At 39.4% G+C, this 14,220-nt stretch carries 17 protein-coding genes; 9 read left to right on the plus strand and 8 right to left on the minus strand.

The window, feature by feature from the left end; translation table 11 throughout:
- Positions 1–60 precede the first annotated feature (60 nt).
- Genes MHZ92_RS17250 through MHZ92_RS17260 form a run of 3 tightly spaced genes read right to left on the minus strand, consistent with a single transcriptional unit; the run spans position 61 to position 1,478 of the window.
- Entirely contained in the window at positions 61–561 is a 501-nt protein-coding gene (locus MHZ92_RS17250) for a DUF1697 domain-containing protein (RefSeq protein WP_239432952.1), read from the minus strand.
- Positions 562–584: 23 nt separating this feature from the next.
- Positions 585–875 (minus strand): RNA polymerase alpha subunit C-terminal domain-containing protein, encoded by a 291-nt coding sequence (locus MHZ92_RS17255; protein WP_239432953.1) that lies wholly within the window; start codon positions 873–875, stop codon positions 585–587.
- Between the two features lie 12 nt (positions 876–887).
- Positions 888–1,478 (minus strand): TetR/AcrR family transcriptional regulator, encoded by a 591-nt coding sequence (locus MHZ92_RS17260; protein ID WP_239432954.1) that lies wholly within the window; start codon positions 1,476–1,478, stop codon positions 888–890.
- A 175-nt stretch (positions 1,479–1,653) separates the two neighbouring features.
- Between MHZ92_RS17260 and MHZ92_RS17265 the strand changes: the two genes are divergently transcribed.
- Positions 1,654–2,424, plus strand: coding sequence for an SDR family NAD(P)-dependent oxidoreductase (locus MHZ92_RS17265; RefSeq protein WP_239432955.1), 771 nt, complete (start codon positions 1,654–1,656; stop codon positions 2,422–2,424).
- A 471-nt stretch (positions 2,425–2,895) separates the two neighbouring features.
- Here MHZ92_RS17265 and MHZ92_RS17270 read toward each other — a convergent pair whose 3' ends face one another.
- Entirely contained in the window at positions 2,896–3,759 is an 864-nt protein-coding gene (locus tag MHZ92_RS17270; protein ID WP_239432956.1) for an RNA polymerase sigma-70 factor, read from the minus strand.
- A 4-nt stretch (positions 3,760–3,763) separates the two neighbouring features.
- Positions 3,764–5,026, minus strand: coding sequence for a phytoene desaturase family protein (locus MHZ92_RS17275; protein WP_239432957.1), 1,263 nt, complete (start codon positions 5,024–5,026; stop codon positions 3,764–3,766).
- Between the two features lie 179 nt (positions 5,027–5,205).
- Here MHZ92_RS17275 and MHZ92_RS17280 point away from each other — a divergent pair, with 179 nt between their 5' ends.
- The 7 genes from MHZ92_RS17280 to MHZ92_RS17310 all read left to right on the plus strand — a co-directional run bounded on the left by MHZ92_RS17280 (position 5,206) and on the right by MHZ92_RS17310 (position 10,390).
- Positions 5,206–5,946, plus strand: a complete 741-nt coding sequence (locus MHZ92_RS17280; protein WP_239432958.1) for an SDR family NAD(P)-dependent oxidoreductase — start codon at positions 5,206–5,208, stop codon at positions 5,944–5,946.
- 26 nt (positions 5,947–5,972) lie between these two features.
- Positions 5,973–6,710, plus strand: coding sequence for an SDR family NAD(P)-dependent oxidoreductase (locus MHZ92_RS17285; RefSeq protein WP_239432959.1), 738 nt, complete (start codon positions 5,973–5,975; stop codon positions 6,708–6,710).
- A gap of 167 nt (positions 6,711–6,877) precedes the next feature.
- Positions 6,878–7,612, plus strand: coding sequence for a MerR family transcriptional regulator (locus MHZ92_RS17290; RefSeq protein WP_239432960.1), 735 nt, complete (start codon positions 6,878–6,880; stop codon positions 7,610–7,612).
- 27 nt (positions 7,613–7,639) lie between these two features.
- Entirely contained in the window at positions 7,640–8,575 is a 936-nt protein-coding gene (locus tag MHZ92_RS17295; protein ID WP_239432961.1) for an ABC transporter ATP-binding protein, read from the plus strand.
- Positions 8,572–9,306 (plus strand): ABC transporter permease, encoded by a 735-nt coding sequence (locus tag MHZ92_RS17300; RefSeq protein ID WP_239432962.1) that lies wholly within the window; start codon positions 8,572–8,574, stop codon positions 9,304–9,306. Before MHZ92_RS17295 ends, MHZ92_RS17300 begins: the two co-directional genes overlap by 4 nt.
- 97 nt (positions 9,307–9,403) lie before the next feature.
- Positions 9,404–10,021: an NUDIX hydrolase gene (locus MHZ92_RS17305; protein WP_239432963.1), complete on the plus strand. Its 618-nt coding sequence runs from the start codon at positions 9,404–9,406 to the stop codon at positions 10,019–10,021.
- Positions 10,022–10,114: 93 nt separating this feature from the next.
- Positions 10,115–10,390 carry a hypothetical protein gene (locus MHZ92_RS17310; protein WP_239432964.1) on the plus strand — a complete coding sequence of 92 codons (276 nt, stop codon included), beginning with the start codon at positions 10,115–10,117 and terminating at the stop codon, positions 10,388–10,390.
- 52 nt (positions 10,391–10,442) lie between these two features.
- On the opposite strand, the gene MHZ92_RS17315 is transcribed toward MHZ92_RS17310, so the two are convergent.
- Positions 10,443–11,423, minus strand: a complete 981-nt coding sequence (locus MHZ92_RS17315; RefSeq protein ID WP_239432965.1) for an NAD(P)-dependent alcohol dehydrogenase — start codon at positions 11,421–11,423, stop codon at positions 10,443–10,445.
- 191 nt (positions 11,424–11,614) lie between these two features.
- Between MHZ92_RS17315 and MHZ92_RS17320 the strand changes: the two genes are divergently transcribed.
- Positions 11,615–12,199: a Crp/Fnr family transcriptional regulator gene (locus MHZ92_RS17320; RefSeq protein ID WP_239432966.1), complete on the plus strand. Its 585-nt coding sequence runs from the start codon at positions 11,615–11,617 to the stop codon at positions 12,197–12,199.
- Here the strand turns inward: MHZ92_RS17320 and MHZ92_RS17325 are convergent.
- Together MHZ92_RS17325 and MHZ92_RS17330 are read right to left on the minus strand one after the other, a co-directional pair.
- The gene (locus MHZ92_RS17325; protein WP_239432967.1) at positions 12,196–12,885 is read right to left on the minus strand and encodes a DUF4386 domain-containing protein; all 690 of its coding nucleotides are present in this window, start codon (positions 12,883–12,885) and stop codon (positions 12,196–12,198) included. The two genes, MHZ92_RS17320 and MHZ92_RS17325, sit on opposite strands and share 4 nt — an antisense overlap.
- 111 nt (positions 12,886–12,996) lie before the next feature.
- Positions 12,997–14,031 (minus strand): AI-2E family transporter, encoded by a 1,035-nt coding sequence (locus MHZ92_RS17330; protein WP_239432968.1) that lies wholly within the window; start codon positions 14,029–14,031, stop codon positions 12,997–12,999.
- Positions 14,032–14,220 lie beyond the last annotated feature (189 nt).

A 14,220-nucleotide genomic window follows, 5' to 3' on the forward strand; every position in this document is an offset into this window, starting at 1 on the left:
GTACCAAGCTCTCAACCACCTAAAACGTTGATATGATAGCGTTCTAGGTGGTTGTTTAATTTACATTTTTAATAGGATTTTCTCGACCGTATTACGATTACGAAGTGTAGAAGATATTTGTAGCTTCTTTTCAAAAAATGCATTGGTGTATTTCGTTTGATGATAATTTTTAGTAAGGTTGATAATAATCGTTTTCTGGTCTATTACGGAGAATTCATCATCTACGATAGATTGTAGAAATTCAATTTGCTCATTTGATATCTGTTCTTTTAAAAACATGATATGTACGTTTTCTCTTGAAAAAAGTGGATGTTGCTGAATGGTAGTAAGTTCATCTTTGGAACGAATCGTAACAGGGATATCAAATCCGTATGCTTCTTTTAGTCGATCTTCAATATGTTGTTCGTCAGAAGCAACGTTTGTAAATAATACATTTCCCGTTTGGATGTATGTTTGCACATCTTGGAAACCCATTCCTTCAAAGAGTGATCGTAACGATTTCATATCAACTTTATTTAATTTGCCTAAGTTAATTCCTCTAAGAAATGCAACATAAGACATGCAAATATCCCTCCTGTCTGTTCTTATTCTTTAAATGATAAACCTTCTTCTTGTAATGACATTTTCATAATTGGAATGGAAGCTGGTCCAACTCCATGGAGTTTTAAAATTTCTTTTTCGCTGTACTTGGACAGTTCTTGTAAAGTTTCAATCCCTTCACTAATCAATGCGTTTCTTGCAGGTGAACTCAGTTTCGAAAGGAAGCCGCTTTCAGGCTTATTCTCTTTATCACAAGTAGGGCAGCTTGTACAATCACTACTTTTGTAATACGTATGTCCTTTTTCACAAACCCTTACGCTTTTTTCAGCTCTCAAAGCAAGTCCTCCTTAATCTTTCACATAAAATCCATTCGTAGTCGTAACCATGAGTTCAATAATTTGCTTTGACATGTATTCAGGTTCCTCATGGAAATCTTCTTCGATCCATCGAATGATGAGCCCTGCTACGCCATGAGCTCTGTAAATGTATAACCATTTTGGATCAAGGATGGCACCTTCCGCTAAATCATAGTCATATTCCGCAATGAATAGTTCCTCAATTGCTTTTGCCATCTGAAAACGAAAATCGACCCGAATATGATTGCTCAATAACAATCGAAAAAGTTTGGCGTTATCTTTAAAGTAATGAAATAGCGTTATGCTCTCCGAATTCATTTCATGGAAATCGACCTTATTCTTCGACTCATATGGAACACGGATTTGATGCACCATTTCTTTTAGGACATCTTTAATAAATTCATCTAATAAATTATCCTTTGTTTCAAAATTAGCGTAAAAAGTTCCTCTATTGTAATTCGCCTTTTTCGCAATTTCTGAAACCGTAATTTGTGAAAAGGGTTTTTTGAAGAGTAAAGTTAAAAACGCTTCTTTCATTGCTGTTTTTGAACGTTGTACTCGTTTGTCAAAGTACTCTTCCATCCCTTCACCTCATTATTAAGATAGCAACTATCTATATTTTACAATTATTACTGAACAAAAGACATCGATTTGTTCAGTAACGAACAGTACCACCTTTTTGTTGATTGCATAGGTATCTCGAATTCAAATAAAATAAAAATGTAAGAGTAATATAAAAGTTATGGAGGTACTATCTATGACTTTTCCAGTATTAGAAGGCAAAGTTGCAATCATAACTGGCGCAGCAATGGGTATGGGGGAAGCAACTACTAGACTTTTTGCAGATGCAAAGGCAAAAGTGGTTATTGCAGATTTTAATGAAGAAAAAGGTAAAGAAGTTGTAGAATCTATAAAAGCAAATGGCGGGGAAGCGGCATTTGTTAAAGTCGATGTTTCGAATTCAGAACAAGTACAGGCAATGGTAAAATTCGCAGTCGATACGTATGGTAAATTAGACGTTGCGGTTAATAATGCCGCATTAACTCCAGACGATAAACCAGCAGCTGAATTTGATGAAGATTACTGGGATCGATTAATGTCTGTAGACTTAAAAGGTGCTGCTCTTTGCATGAAATATGAGTTACAACAAATGAAAGCCCAAGGTCACGGCGGCTCTATCATTAACATTTCATCTGTAAGTGGATACCGTCCACAACCGAATAACATTGCATATGTTGCTGCCAAGCATGGTGTTGTAGGGATTACAAAGGTAGCCGCGCTAGAAAACGGACCAGAAAACATTCGTGTTAACTCAGTTGCACCTGGTGCAATTGATACACCAATGCTTCGCGGTGCGTTGGAGCAATTCGGCTTAAATGAGGAAGAATATGCACCACAACTAAGCTTGCTAAACCGCTTCGGTCAAGCTGAAGAAATCGCTCAAGCAACTCTATGGTTAGCATCTGACGCTTCTTCTTATGTGACAGGTACAACGATCCATGCCGATGCAGGTTATACTTCTCGTTAATTTCATATAGTAACAAAACAAAACCCACCAATTTTATAAATGGTGGGTTTTGTTTTGAATTTCTTCCCCTTTACCTGGTCAACGGAGGGAGGGGAGGTATATATTATGGAACTTTTAACTATCAATCCTTGTTAGTTTAGAGACGTGCGAGCTTTAAACTACTCCATGCTAGATACATACATATAACTACTAGAACAAAGAAGATCGTGGCAACCTTTGTATTTTTTCGCATTTTGATTCCGTATGCACCAAAAAAGATTGCGGCAGCTAGTTTGGCACAGCTTTGATAATAACCATTGTTTGAACTACTAAATATAATTGATATCAGCAAAGTTGTTAGGGTAAGTATTTTAAACCACAGAGGCTCGTTCAAGTACGCTTTATACATAAATTTAATGCGCTGCATAAAACACATCCTTTCTAAAAGAGCATGATAAGATCTACATGAGTAAGGTTATTGCTGTACTTTACTTATTGAGTGGGCAACTTATCAGGATTCATTGTTATATAAATTTCGTGAATTGTATCGTGACTTATATAGAAACTAATAATGCTTTGGATGTTGCCATTCATATAAATGACAATGCCTGGCTGACCGTTAACATTTTTTACTTTAAAATAAAAATCCACAGGAACCTTCTTGCTAATCCCGTATAAAAAGGCCAACACGTTCGATCGAGAGTTGATTGGACGAATAGCGGCTTTGACTTTTCCTCCGCCATCGGAATAGAGTGTGACCTTTTCAGAAAGCAACTCTAATAAGGCATCCATATTTTGCATTTGAAACGCTTGGATAAAGCGATCCGTAATGGATTTATTCCTTTCGTAATGCAGGCTTTCATCTTCTATAATTGAGATTTTTTGCTTAGCCCGGCTAAAAATCTTCCTGCTATTTTCTTCTTTCTTTTCAACGATGTTGCTAATCTCCAAATAAGAGAAGTCAAATACTTCTCGTAACAGAAGGACTGCACGTTCATCTGGCGTCAAATGTTCCATCATCCGTAAATAGGCAATACTCAACCCTTCTTTCTGAAGAACAACTTCAGATGGATCAATGTCAGGGGAACTCCCCAAAAGTAAAGGTTCGGGATTCCATGGTCCTACGTACTGTTCTCGTCTGTACCGCGACGATTTTAACACATCAAGACAACGGTTCGTCATGATTTTGCAGAGATACGCCTTCTTATTATCTATATGCTGATCATCAATTTGGTACGCTTTTAAAAAAGTTTCTTGAACGATATCTTCCGCTTCCACTATGGAGCCTAACATCCGGTAACCTATTGAAAACAATAGGGGCTTAAACTGTTGGTAATCCTCATTGCTGATTTGCACGACCTCACCTCATTTCTTTTTGAATGATTTCTTCCGCTGCTTGCTTCCCGCTGCTAATGGCACCTTCCGCCAAAATGGAATGTGGAGATGCCCAGTCACCTGCTATATATAATCCTCGTAGTTCTGTTTTAGAACGGTGCAGTTTATATTCATCACCCACTTGAGGCAAGCGTTGATTGACGATAATTTGCGGGATATAACGACTTGTAATTACGTATCGTTGCCATCCTGGCTGCAGCATTTCTAAAAATTGTTCAAGTTCAATTTGCACCTTTTTACTATCGATATGTTCATCTGGGTGGTGGTATTTAAATACATGGAGAACGGCACTTTTTCCATCTTCCGAGAGTCGTGCATAGTTTGAATGGACGGCAAAGTAGAGGGGATCGGATAAACCTATGGCAAATAATCGCTTCGGATTAGGAAGTTGAGATAAAGCAACGTCAAGCGTAGCTCCTTTTACAGCTGTTGAATCTGCAAAAAGACTAACCTCTTCACTTACCATTTTCGCAAGTTCATGAGGACCAGTTGTACAAATGACATACTTTGCGAGAATTTCCTCGTCCTTCGATAGAGTTAATTTTAAATGCCCATTCACTGGGGTAATTTGTTTAACGGTTGTATGAGTTTGAACGTGGACACCTGAGATGACTGCTTTATTTTGGAGTTGGTCGATAATCGTCTGCCAGCCGCCATCAACATAAATGACGCCACCCAGGACAGCCTTTACATGGGAAAGAATTACTTTTGCGCTCGCCTTCTCAGGAGCATGGCAATACGTCGCAAGCCTACCTAGTCCATATAATAATGACTGGACTTTTTTAGATTTTGCGGTTTGCCCGACCCATTGTTCGAATGTAAGCTTTGCTACTTTTTCGGTTTCCATCTTGCTTATCTTCATCATAACGGTGACCCATTCAATTCGTTCCTGCCAATTCAAAAGACGTGTTGAAATAAGTCCTGATGGAGTGAAAGGTGCAGCATATTCGATATCGTTTTCCACTAACACTCCGCCTAACTGAGGTGAATTTCCGTGAAGTTGAATACCAAGTTCTTCGACAATGGAAGCGGCTTTTCCTTTTTTATAAAAGGCGTGAGGTCCTAGATTGAAATACTGATTATGAATCTTATTTGTTCTAGCCCTCCCACCTACCTCTTTGCTTTTTTCGACTAATAGAACTGACATCTTCGTCTTAGCTAAATAATTAGCAGCTACATAACCCGCCAATCCACCACCAACAATGACAATATCCCACTTTTGCACCATCAGACAGCCTCCTCATGTTTATTCATACTCAAGACGAGGAAAGGTCAATATATGTGACAATCTATAAATTTCCTACTGAGCACTTTCGTTGACTCCAATTTCTAAAGGATATACACTTAAATTGTAGATATCTTGAATTAAAGATATTTGAATTCAACACATTTAGGAGGAATTCACTTATGAAATTACAAGACAAAGTAGCCATTATTACTGGTGCAGCTCAAGGAATGGGTGCAATGCATGCACGCAAATTTGTAGAAGAAGGCGCGAAAGTAGCTATTACAGATATTAACTTAGAAGCAGCTCAACAATTAGCTGATGAACTTGGAGAAAATGCAATCGCATTGAAACTTGATGTTTCAAAAGAAGCGAACTGGAAAGAAGTAGTGGAAAAAACTGAAGAAGCCTTTGGACCAGTAACCGTGTTAGTGAATAATGCCGGTATCGGTATTTTTAAACCTCTAGAAGAATTAACGGAAAAAGATTTCCGTTTAACATTTGAAATTGATGAGCTTGGGGTATTCTTTGGAATGAAGACCGTTCTGCCATCGATGAAAAAAGCTGGCGTAGGTTCGATCGTGAACATTTCATCTGTTGATGGATTAGTAAGTGCACCAACTGCAATTGCTTACAGTGCATCAAAACATGCTGTTACGGGCATGACAAAAGGTGCCGCTGCAGAGCTTGGGCAATATAATATTCGTGTAAACTCAGTACACCCAGGTGTAATTGAATCTCCAATGGCTGAACAAGGAGACGTTGCAGAAGCTATTAAAAAACTTGAACAAGATATTCCTTTACGTCGTCGTGCAAAAACAGAGGAAGTTTCAAACCTTGTCATTTACTTAGCATCAGATGACTCCAGCTATTCAACAGGTTCTCAATTCGTTGTAGATGGCGGTATGATTTCGGATCTTTAATTCAAACAAGAAAGGAAGTCGTAAACATGGGAAAATTACAAGATAAAGTAGCAGTCATTACAGGCGGTGCTTCTGGAATTGGCGCAGCGACAGCTGAGCTATTCGTTAAGGAAGGTGCAAAAGTCGTCCTTGTCGATTTAAATGAAGAAAAAGGGAAAGCATTTGAAGCAGAACTAAAAGCAAAAAATGCAGACGCTTTGTTTGTAAAAGCGAATATTACAAGTGAAGAAGAAGTACAAAACATCTTCAAGGAAGCTGTTAATGCGTTTGGAAAAGTCGATGTCGTCTTTAACAACGCAGGTATCGGTCGCGTTCATCCAACTGAAACATTGGAGTATTCGGAATGGCGCAATACAGTGAATGTCGACTTAGACGGCGTATTTTTAGTCGCACGCGAAGCCATCCGTGAAATGTTGAAATCAGGTGGCGGAACGATTGTAAACACAGCGTCCATGTACGGTTGGGTAGGTTCTCCTGGATCAGCTGCTTACAATGCGGCAAAAGGCGGCGTTATTAACTTGACCCGCTCTCTTGCACTCGAATATGCAACAAAAAATATTCGTGTAAACGCTCTTGCGCCAGGGTTCATTGACACACCGATCATTCCTGAAGAAAGCAAAGATGTCTTGAAATCAATGACGCCAATGCAACGTTTAGGACAAGCTGATGAAATGGCAAAAGCAGTGCTATTTATGGCTTCGGATGATTCTTCCTTCATGACAGGAAATGTACTAACAGTTGACGGCGGGTATACAGCTCAGTAATTCTACAAATATGCAAATATGACCTCGAATGTAGGACACTATTTATCGTGTCCTTACATTCGGGTTTTTTTGTTAGCAAAAAATATATTTGGAAAATTTGAAATCAGCTCTTGAATCGCACGTAACGTGTTGTTTTATAATGTGGGAAAGAGGAAGGGGGGAACTTCATGTACACGATAGGTAAATTGTCAAAGAATACGGGAGTGACAGTGAGGACATTAGATTATTACGACGAAATCGGATTGATTAAACCTTCGGCCAAAACGACTGGCGGCCATCGTCTTTATAATGAAGACGATGTGATGCGGTTAGAACGAGTGCTAGCTCTTAAATACATGGGATTTTCATTAGAACAAATAAAAGACATATTAAAAAACTCGACAACTACATGGCAGCAGTCGATCGAACAACAATTAGAGATGGTGAGACGAGAACAGGAACGATTGAAGATGTTGGAAAAGGCACTTCTCAGTGTGTCATATTCTATTGAAATTGAAGGGACTGTCAACTGGTCCATCATTTTTAGTACGATTCAATTGTTCCAGCAAGACCCGGAGGAAATCTTCCAGCAATATAGAGATCATTTGACGAAAGAAGAAATGGAAAAAATCATGCACATGAATGATCAAATGACAGAGGAAGATACGAAGGAATGGATTCAGATCATTCATGACATCAAAAGCAATCTTGAAGCAGATCCAACATCTGAAATAGCCCAAAGTCTAGTGGAACGGTGGATCAACCAATCCAATAAAATGTTTGGGAATGACGAAAAATTAATCGGTCAACTGTGGGAATCACTTCAAAATTTGAAAGAAGGCATTGTCTTTTATCCATTGGATAAAGATGTCATCAGTTTTATTGAACGTACTGTAACTGCGTATACGAATGGTGAATCGTAAGTACTATTCGAAAGAGGAGGAAATAAAATGATCCTTGAAGTGGACCGTGTGACAAAGCGCTTTACCCGCAGAGGAAAAACAGACAAAGTGGCGAACGATAATCTTTCATTCGCTATTGAAGAAGGGGAGATTTTCGGGCTCCTAGGTCAAAACGGTGCAGGAAAAACGACTTTGGTGAATCAGATTTTAGGTCTGTTAACACCTGATGACGGAGATATCCGTTTACTAGGTAAATCCGTCATCCAATCTCCTTCTTTAGCTCGATCCATCTGTTCGGTACAACCGCAGTCCCAAGTGTCATTAGGTTTACTTACCCCGAAGCAAGCAGTTACGCTTATGGGAAAAATGAGAGCCGGGAAACAGTTTGATCCAAAACGGGTCGATATGCTGTTTGAGGCGTTAAATATGGAAGAATGGGCGAATATCGAAGGGGAAAAACTGTCAGGTGGTGCCCGCAGGTTAACGACCTTTTGTATGGCTGTCATTGTTCCCGGTAAATTAGTTATTCTGGATGAACCGACAAATGATGTAGACCCGGTTCGTAGACGTTATTTATGGCAAGTGATACGTGAACTGACGAATGATGGGACTTCCGTTATTTTAGTGACACACAATGTCGTCGAAGCTGAAAAGGCAGTGGACCGTGTAGCCATCTTACACGAAGGGAAACTTATTACCCAAGGGACACCTTCAGAAGTGAAAAGCTCCGTACACAATCAAATGCGCATGGAAGTCAATCTACTGAAGGAATTTGATGAAATGGAAATGCCGAAATGGATGCTCTCCTCTCATCGCCAAGGTTCACGGCTGTTATTTGCAATCGACCAGTCAAAGGTCTCGTCAACAATCGATTGGGTAAGAGGCCAAGTGGAGAAAGGGTTTGTGATGGATTACACTTTGTCCCCTTCAACGATCGAGGATGTCTATATTGAACTTACTTCCGGCAAGGAGGCTATGCAATGAATACTCTGCTAAGCCATTATAAGTACGTGTTCCAATTGCAACTTTTAAGGAATGGAGGGTTTTTAGTTTTCATGGCCCTCATTCAAATTTTAATTGCGATCGGGATTGTTATCGGTTTAACGTATTTAATTCCAGATCCAGATAGTAGCAGCATCCTTTACTTAGCAACTGGGGCACCTACGTTAATATTGATCTTTACCGGTTTAGTCATTTTACCGCAACAAATTGGTACAGCTAAAGCGGATCGGTATTTGGAATATATGAAGACGTGGCCAATTAACCGTTCTGTCATTCTTGGTGCCGATACAACACTATGGTTGATCATCACGATTCCTGGCATCGTCGTTTCCTCAATTGTTGCACATTTCATGTTTCATCCGGGATATGATGTTTCTTGGACGGTCGTTCCGGCCTTACTCATGATTGCCCTAACATCTATTGGTGTCGGCTATGGATTCTCCTATCTCTTGTCGCCGATCGCCTCATTAGCAATTTCCCAAGTCACCGTCTTCGGCGCACTCATGTTTTCTCCGGTCAACTTCCCGATGGAACGGCTTCCAGAATGGCTTCAACTACTTCATGAAGTATTACCGATTCACTCTATGGCTGAAATTATGCGTGCTTCACTTGCTGCCTCAACATTTACGGCAAATATCGGGAATTATATAAACTTAGGGATATGGTGCATACTAGGGTTCGGCGGAGCAATGTATATCTTAAATAAACGATAAATATACTATTGAAACCGACTTTCTGCTCCCTTTAAAGTCGGTTTTTTTCTATTTCATGATACGATGAAATATATATATATTGAAGAGAGGGAGTTCTGTGTTTCTAGAAAATGTAAGGAAAAAGTTACATGAAAAGCAATCTTTATTCATAGGAGAGGAAACCGCTTTTCGGTCAGCTGTTTTAATTCCATTAGTTGAAGTGGATGGGGAATGGCATATCCTTTTTGAAGTTCGTTCATACAAAATGCGCAGGCAGCCAGGCGATATTAGTTTTCCCGGTGGCCGTATTGACTCCACAGACCCAACACCATTTGCCGCGGCACTGCGAGAAACCTCTGAAGAGCTAGGCGTCAACCCGACAACGGTTACCCTCATACATGAATTAAGCCCATACATCGCTTCCCCTTCCTTTGTCGTCTATCCATTTGTGGCGGTCATTAATTACGAGCAAATTATTCATTCCTATAATAAAGATGAAGTGGAAGAGGTATTTACGGTACCCGTCAAATGGTTATTGGACCATGAGCCTTCGATGCATTTAGTTTCCGTCGAACCAAAGCCATCACCGGATTTTCCATTTGAGAAAATCATGAATGGCGCTGAGTATAAATGGAGAACATCTTCCATTCAAGAATGGTTTTTTGAATATGACAAGTATATCATTTGGGGGTTAACTGCTAGGATTTTGAAACATTTTATCGACATACTAAAGTAAAAAGACGAATAAGGTGTCCGTGCATATTTTTACGATATTTTACAATACTAAGCTCGCTGTAACTTATCTTATTTCCAGGAGGGGAAAACTAATATGGCGGACTCAAAACCAAGTTGGAAAAAGGATCATCCAAGCACTTTTTTAACCAACTCGGTCCAAAAGGCAGATCGTTCGGTGAAACAGGCGATGTCACATCCTGAAGAAATGGCGGTCGAGCATGCTTTCAATTCAATAGAACACGCGGAAAATGCATTCATGAATGCGGAACAACGCAATGAGCATATGGATATTGTTGAGCAAAACAGACAACAGTTGGACTTGATGATGCAGCAGTTAGAGGAAGTACAAGAGATTGTAGAGGATAAGTGAAATAAGATTGCCTAGAGTGTAGAAGAAGTTGTTATTTGACTTAGTCTACACTCTATTTTGGGGGAAACACGACACGAATGACGACCTTTCCCCTTGCGTGACCCTCTCCGACATACCGGAGAGCTTCCGCGGTCTTATTTAACGGATAGCATCTATCTATAATTGGTATGACATGATCGGCTTCAAAGAGCTCCTTCATCATATTTTGATCCTGTTTATTGGGTTTGTGTATGAGTATGGACATCTTTTTACCGGTTATTGAAATTAACGGCCCTAGGAATAAAAGTTGGAAGATTCGAGAAGGTGGACCTCCGACCATTACATAAGCACCTTTTGGATGTAATACACGTTTGAAATCGAAAATAGATCGGGATCCGACAACATCGAGTATCAGGTCATACTTCAGTCCTCTCTGAAGAAAGTCTTCCTGCATGTAATCGATGACTTCGTCTGCCCCCATTGACTTCAGTAAATCCAATTTGCAAGCGCTGTCCACTCCTGTCACTTCTGCACCGTGCATTTTGGCTAACTGTAATGCAAACGTACCTACACCGCCGCCAGCACCGTTAATTAATACCTTTTGCCCTGCCCGCAACTTTCCTTTATTACGGAGTCCCTGTAGGGCAAGGACAGCAGCTTGGGGGATGGCTGCTGCTTCCTCAAATGTCATACTAGGTGATTTATATGATAAGGCATGTTCAGGAACACATACATATTCTGCAAATCCACCCCAACCACACCCAGAAATGTCCCCGAATACATCATCTCCCAGACGCAATTCTTTTACGTCTTTTCCGACAGCTATCACCTGTCCTGCTATGTCAACTCCAAGTATTTTGTATTTCGGTTTGAAAGGCCCTCCTTCTAGGCGGGTTAACAACGGTTTTCCTCTTAGTCGATCCCAGTCCCAAGAGTTTACAGATACTGCATGAATTTTTACAAGTACTTCATGATCATTTGGACGAGGTTTTTCCACTTCTTGCGCTGTTAAGACGTCCGGACTTCCGTATTTTGTATAGACAATCGCCTTCAACAAGGTCAACTCCTCTTTTATATTATGTTGTTCATCAAAATGCTTGTAGTAGGTAGATTGAAATGTATGTCTTTTTTATCAATCTTATACTCTAGTTCTCTATTAGCCTAGAGAAATTAAAGGATTACGTTATCTTCTAAACGAATAAGAATAAGTATTGAACGATTGAGAAGAGGAGTTGAATTGGCAGGATGAAAAATGTATTGCTTACCTATATGGCTAAATATACGACGCTAAGTGAAGAGGAGCAGCAAGCAATACTCGAAGAGATACGAGTTGAAGAATATAAAAAAGGAACAGTGCTTCTTAGACAAGGGGATATTCCGACTGTATGTTATTTTGTATTAAAGGGATGCATTCGACAATCTTCTATAGATGAAATGGGAAAAGAGGTTACCTCCAATTTCTACACAGAGGAGCAAGCGATTGCAAATTTTAATCTTCATACAGAAGATAAGTCTTCCCCGTACTCTTTAACTTGTCTGGAAGATTGCATCTTAGTTGTTGGCGATCTTGAGGGCGAACAGGAAATGTATAATAAATACTCACAATTAGAGATCATGACACGGAAGATGATGGAGTATTACTTTAGTGAAATACAGGATGAGTTGGCTTCGTTTATTGCATCTACACCAGAAGAACGGTATAAATCGATTTTGCAAAAACGTCCTCAATTAATTGATCGTGTGCCTCAATATCAGCTTGCAAGTTATCTTGGCATTACACCAGAGTCATTGAGCAGAATCAAAAAGCGAGTCGAGAAAAAGATTCTTTAGCGTATTTTTCCTCCTCTGACCAAAAGCCATATCCCAAATCCTAATTCCCCCGCAACCATTGGTACGGTAAACAGTACATTTAGAATAGAAATGACCGTATCTAATTGCGAGAAAAACGAAGTAACGAAATGAATAGCGATATAGCCTATGGAAGCGAGTACTAATAAGACGCTAATGACTTTAGGTATGTTTGATTTGAATGCTAAATAGCCGATAACCATGAGATGACAGCCGAAAATAATTAAACCTAGGGACCAGATCGATTCAAAGGCCTGTAAAAACAACATCATATATGCGGCAGGTTGAGCGATATCAGTACTTCTAGCCAGAAGTAATACAACAAGTAAATTCATTATGGCAATTCCTAATATGGCCGAATAGACGAGACGCAGCCAAGCACCGAGCAATGAAAGATTTTTATGAATGGGCGTAAGAAAGATATAAAGGGCCCAAGCGACTACGATGTCGGCAAACAGAATAACAATCCAACCAAAGATTCCAGTTGTAAATAAAAAAACGGATGATTGAATGTTATTGAAGGTCGCATTTGCATCTCCTTGTACTACAAGGTTTCCATAGACAAAGCCATAAGAAAAAGACGCGGCAATTGCCATTATAAGCAGTGACATACCAGCTAGGAAAGCATATTTCCGTCCAAATAATTGTTCTTTTCGTAAGGCAACCATAAGCGATTCTCCTCATCTTCGTATTAGTCTTTATTGTAGTCAGAAGATAGGAAGGAGTCATTGACTTAAATCAAGAGACGGATTAGCGCAACAAAAAAAGACAAGAGGGACTTAACTGTCCATCTTGTCTACTTGGTTCGGAATCGGGTCTTTGTCGGTCACGTCCAGAATATCGAGTAGGAAGACAAAGACTGGAATCCCGATGATCAGTCCCCAGACCCCAAAGAAATTTTGTGAAAAAATGAGCACGATGAATGTATAAAAGACCGGCAAATCCGTTTTCGAAGACATCAGTTTTGGGTTTAAAATATATGCTTCAATCGCATGGATGACCATAATGGCAATAAGAAGGTAAATGACTGTCCAGATTCCTCCGATTGTAAAACCGATAATCGTTAATGGAATCAAAGAAATGATCACTCCTGCAACCGGGATAAGCCCGAGGAAGAAGATCATGATGGCCAAACCGACGATTTGCGGGTAGCCAAGCACCATTAAAATAATGACTGACAAAAATGTGTTAACGAGAGCGATGATGAACTGCGCTTCGATCACTTTGCCAAAAGTGCGGGAGAATTTCTTTCCAAAAAACTCGATTTCATAATAGAATGGTGCAATTTTACTGTTTTTAAACTTCCCCGTAAATTCAATGAGACGTGGTTTTTCAAGAAGGAAAAACAAACTCAAAATCAAAGCGATCAGTACTTGAACACTCACCTTACTAATATCCGAAAATGATTTCAGTAAGAACGTTACACCATTATCGATATAAGCTTTAATCTGTTCGCCGGAGATAAAAGAGTCAATGAGGCCAAGCAACGGATTTTCTTGTGGGTGCGTAAAGAAATTCGTGATTTGTTTAATTAGCTGGCTAATTTCATAGGAGATGAGCGGTAAATATTTAACAAGACCGACCGTCAGAATGCCGACAATCAAAGTATACAGCGAGATGACAATCAGTTTATGATTCAATCGGACATGCCTCTTCGTAAAATCAACGAGCCGATTCATCAAAAAGGAAAAAATAAATGTAAGTAATATTAAATTCATCATACTTCTTACGCTATACAGCAGTATGATGATCAACGCGAAAATGATAACTCGTTTCACTTCTTTTTTTCGAAATAGCTCAATAACTGCATCCATATAAACAAATACCCCTCATACCCAATTTTTATGATTCGACTATATTCCTGTAAAGTTAGTATCCTCTCGTTTGAGACAGAATACAAACAAGAACTCTTCTACTATCGTACTTTATTTTACACAAGTATGGGAATAGATATACAAGAAATAATCTATTATATCTTAGTTTTCCAAAATATGTACATAGTA

The organism is Sporosarcina sp. ACRSL, assembly GCF_022346605.1.
Taxonomy (GTDB): domain Bacteria; phylum Bacillota; class Bacilli; order Bacillales_A; family Planococcaceae; genus Sporosarcina.

Bases quoted from the DNA above. Each gene is read 5' to 3' on its own strand.
- MHZ92_RS17280 (WP_239432958.1), top strand. From the start codon at position 5,206: ATGAAATTACAAGACAAAGTAGCCATTATTACTGGTGCAGCTCAAGGA.
- MHZ92_RS17260 (WP_239432954.1), bottom strand. From the start codon at position 1,478: ATGGAAGAGTACTTTGACAAACGAGTACAACGTTCAAAAACAGCAATG.
- MHZ92_RS17330 (WP_239432968.1), bottom strand. From the start codon at position 14,031: ATGGATGCAGTTATTGAGCTATTTCGAAAAAAAGAAGTGAAACGAGTT.
- MHZ92_RS17265 (WP_239432955.1), top strand. From the start codon at position 1,654: ATGACTTTTCCAGTATTAGAAGGCAAAGTTGCAATCATAACTGGCGCA.
- MHZ92_RS17285 (WP_239432959.1), top strand. From the start codon at position 5,973: ATGGGAAAATTACAAGATAAAGTAGCAGTCATTACAGGCGGTGCTTCT.
- MHZ92_RS17290 (WP_239432960.1), top strand. From the start codon at position 6,878: ATGTACACGATAGGTAAATTGTCAAAGAATACGGGAGTGACAGTGAGG.
- MHZ92_RS17275 (WP_239432957.1), bottom strand. From the start codon at position 5,026: ATGGTGCAAAAGTGGGATATTGTCATTGTTGGTGGTGGATTGGCGGGT.
- MHZ92_RS17320 (WP_239432966.1), top strand. From the start codon at position 11,615: ATGAAAAATGTATTGCTTACCTATATGGCTAAATATACGACGCTAAGT.
- MHZ92_RS17300 (WP_239432962.1), top strand. From the start codon at position 8,572: ATGAATACTCTGCTAAGCCATTATAAGTACGTGTTCCAATTGCAACTT.
- MHZ92_RS17325 (WP_239432967.1), bottom strand. From the start codon at position 12,885: ATGGTTGCCTTACGAAAAGAACAATTATTTGGACGGAAATATGCTTTC.
- MHZ92_RS17310 (WP_239432964.1), top strand. From the start codon at position 10,115: ATGGCGGACTCAAAACCAAGTTGGAAAAAGGATCATCCAAGCACTTTT.
- MHZ92_RS17250 (WP_239432952.1), bottom strand. From the start codon at position 561: ATGTCTTATGTTGCATTTCTTAGAGGAATTAACTTAGGCAAATTAAAT.
- MHZ92_RS17295 (WP_239432961.1), top strand. From the start codon at position 7,640: ATGATCCTTGAAGTGGACCGTGTGACAAAGCGCTTTACCCGCAGAGGA.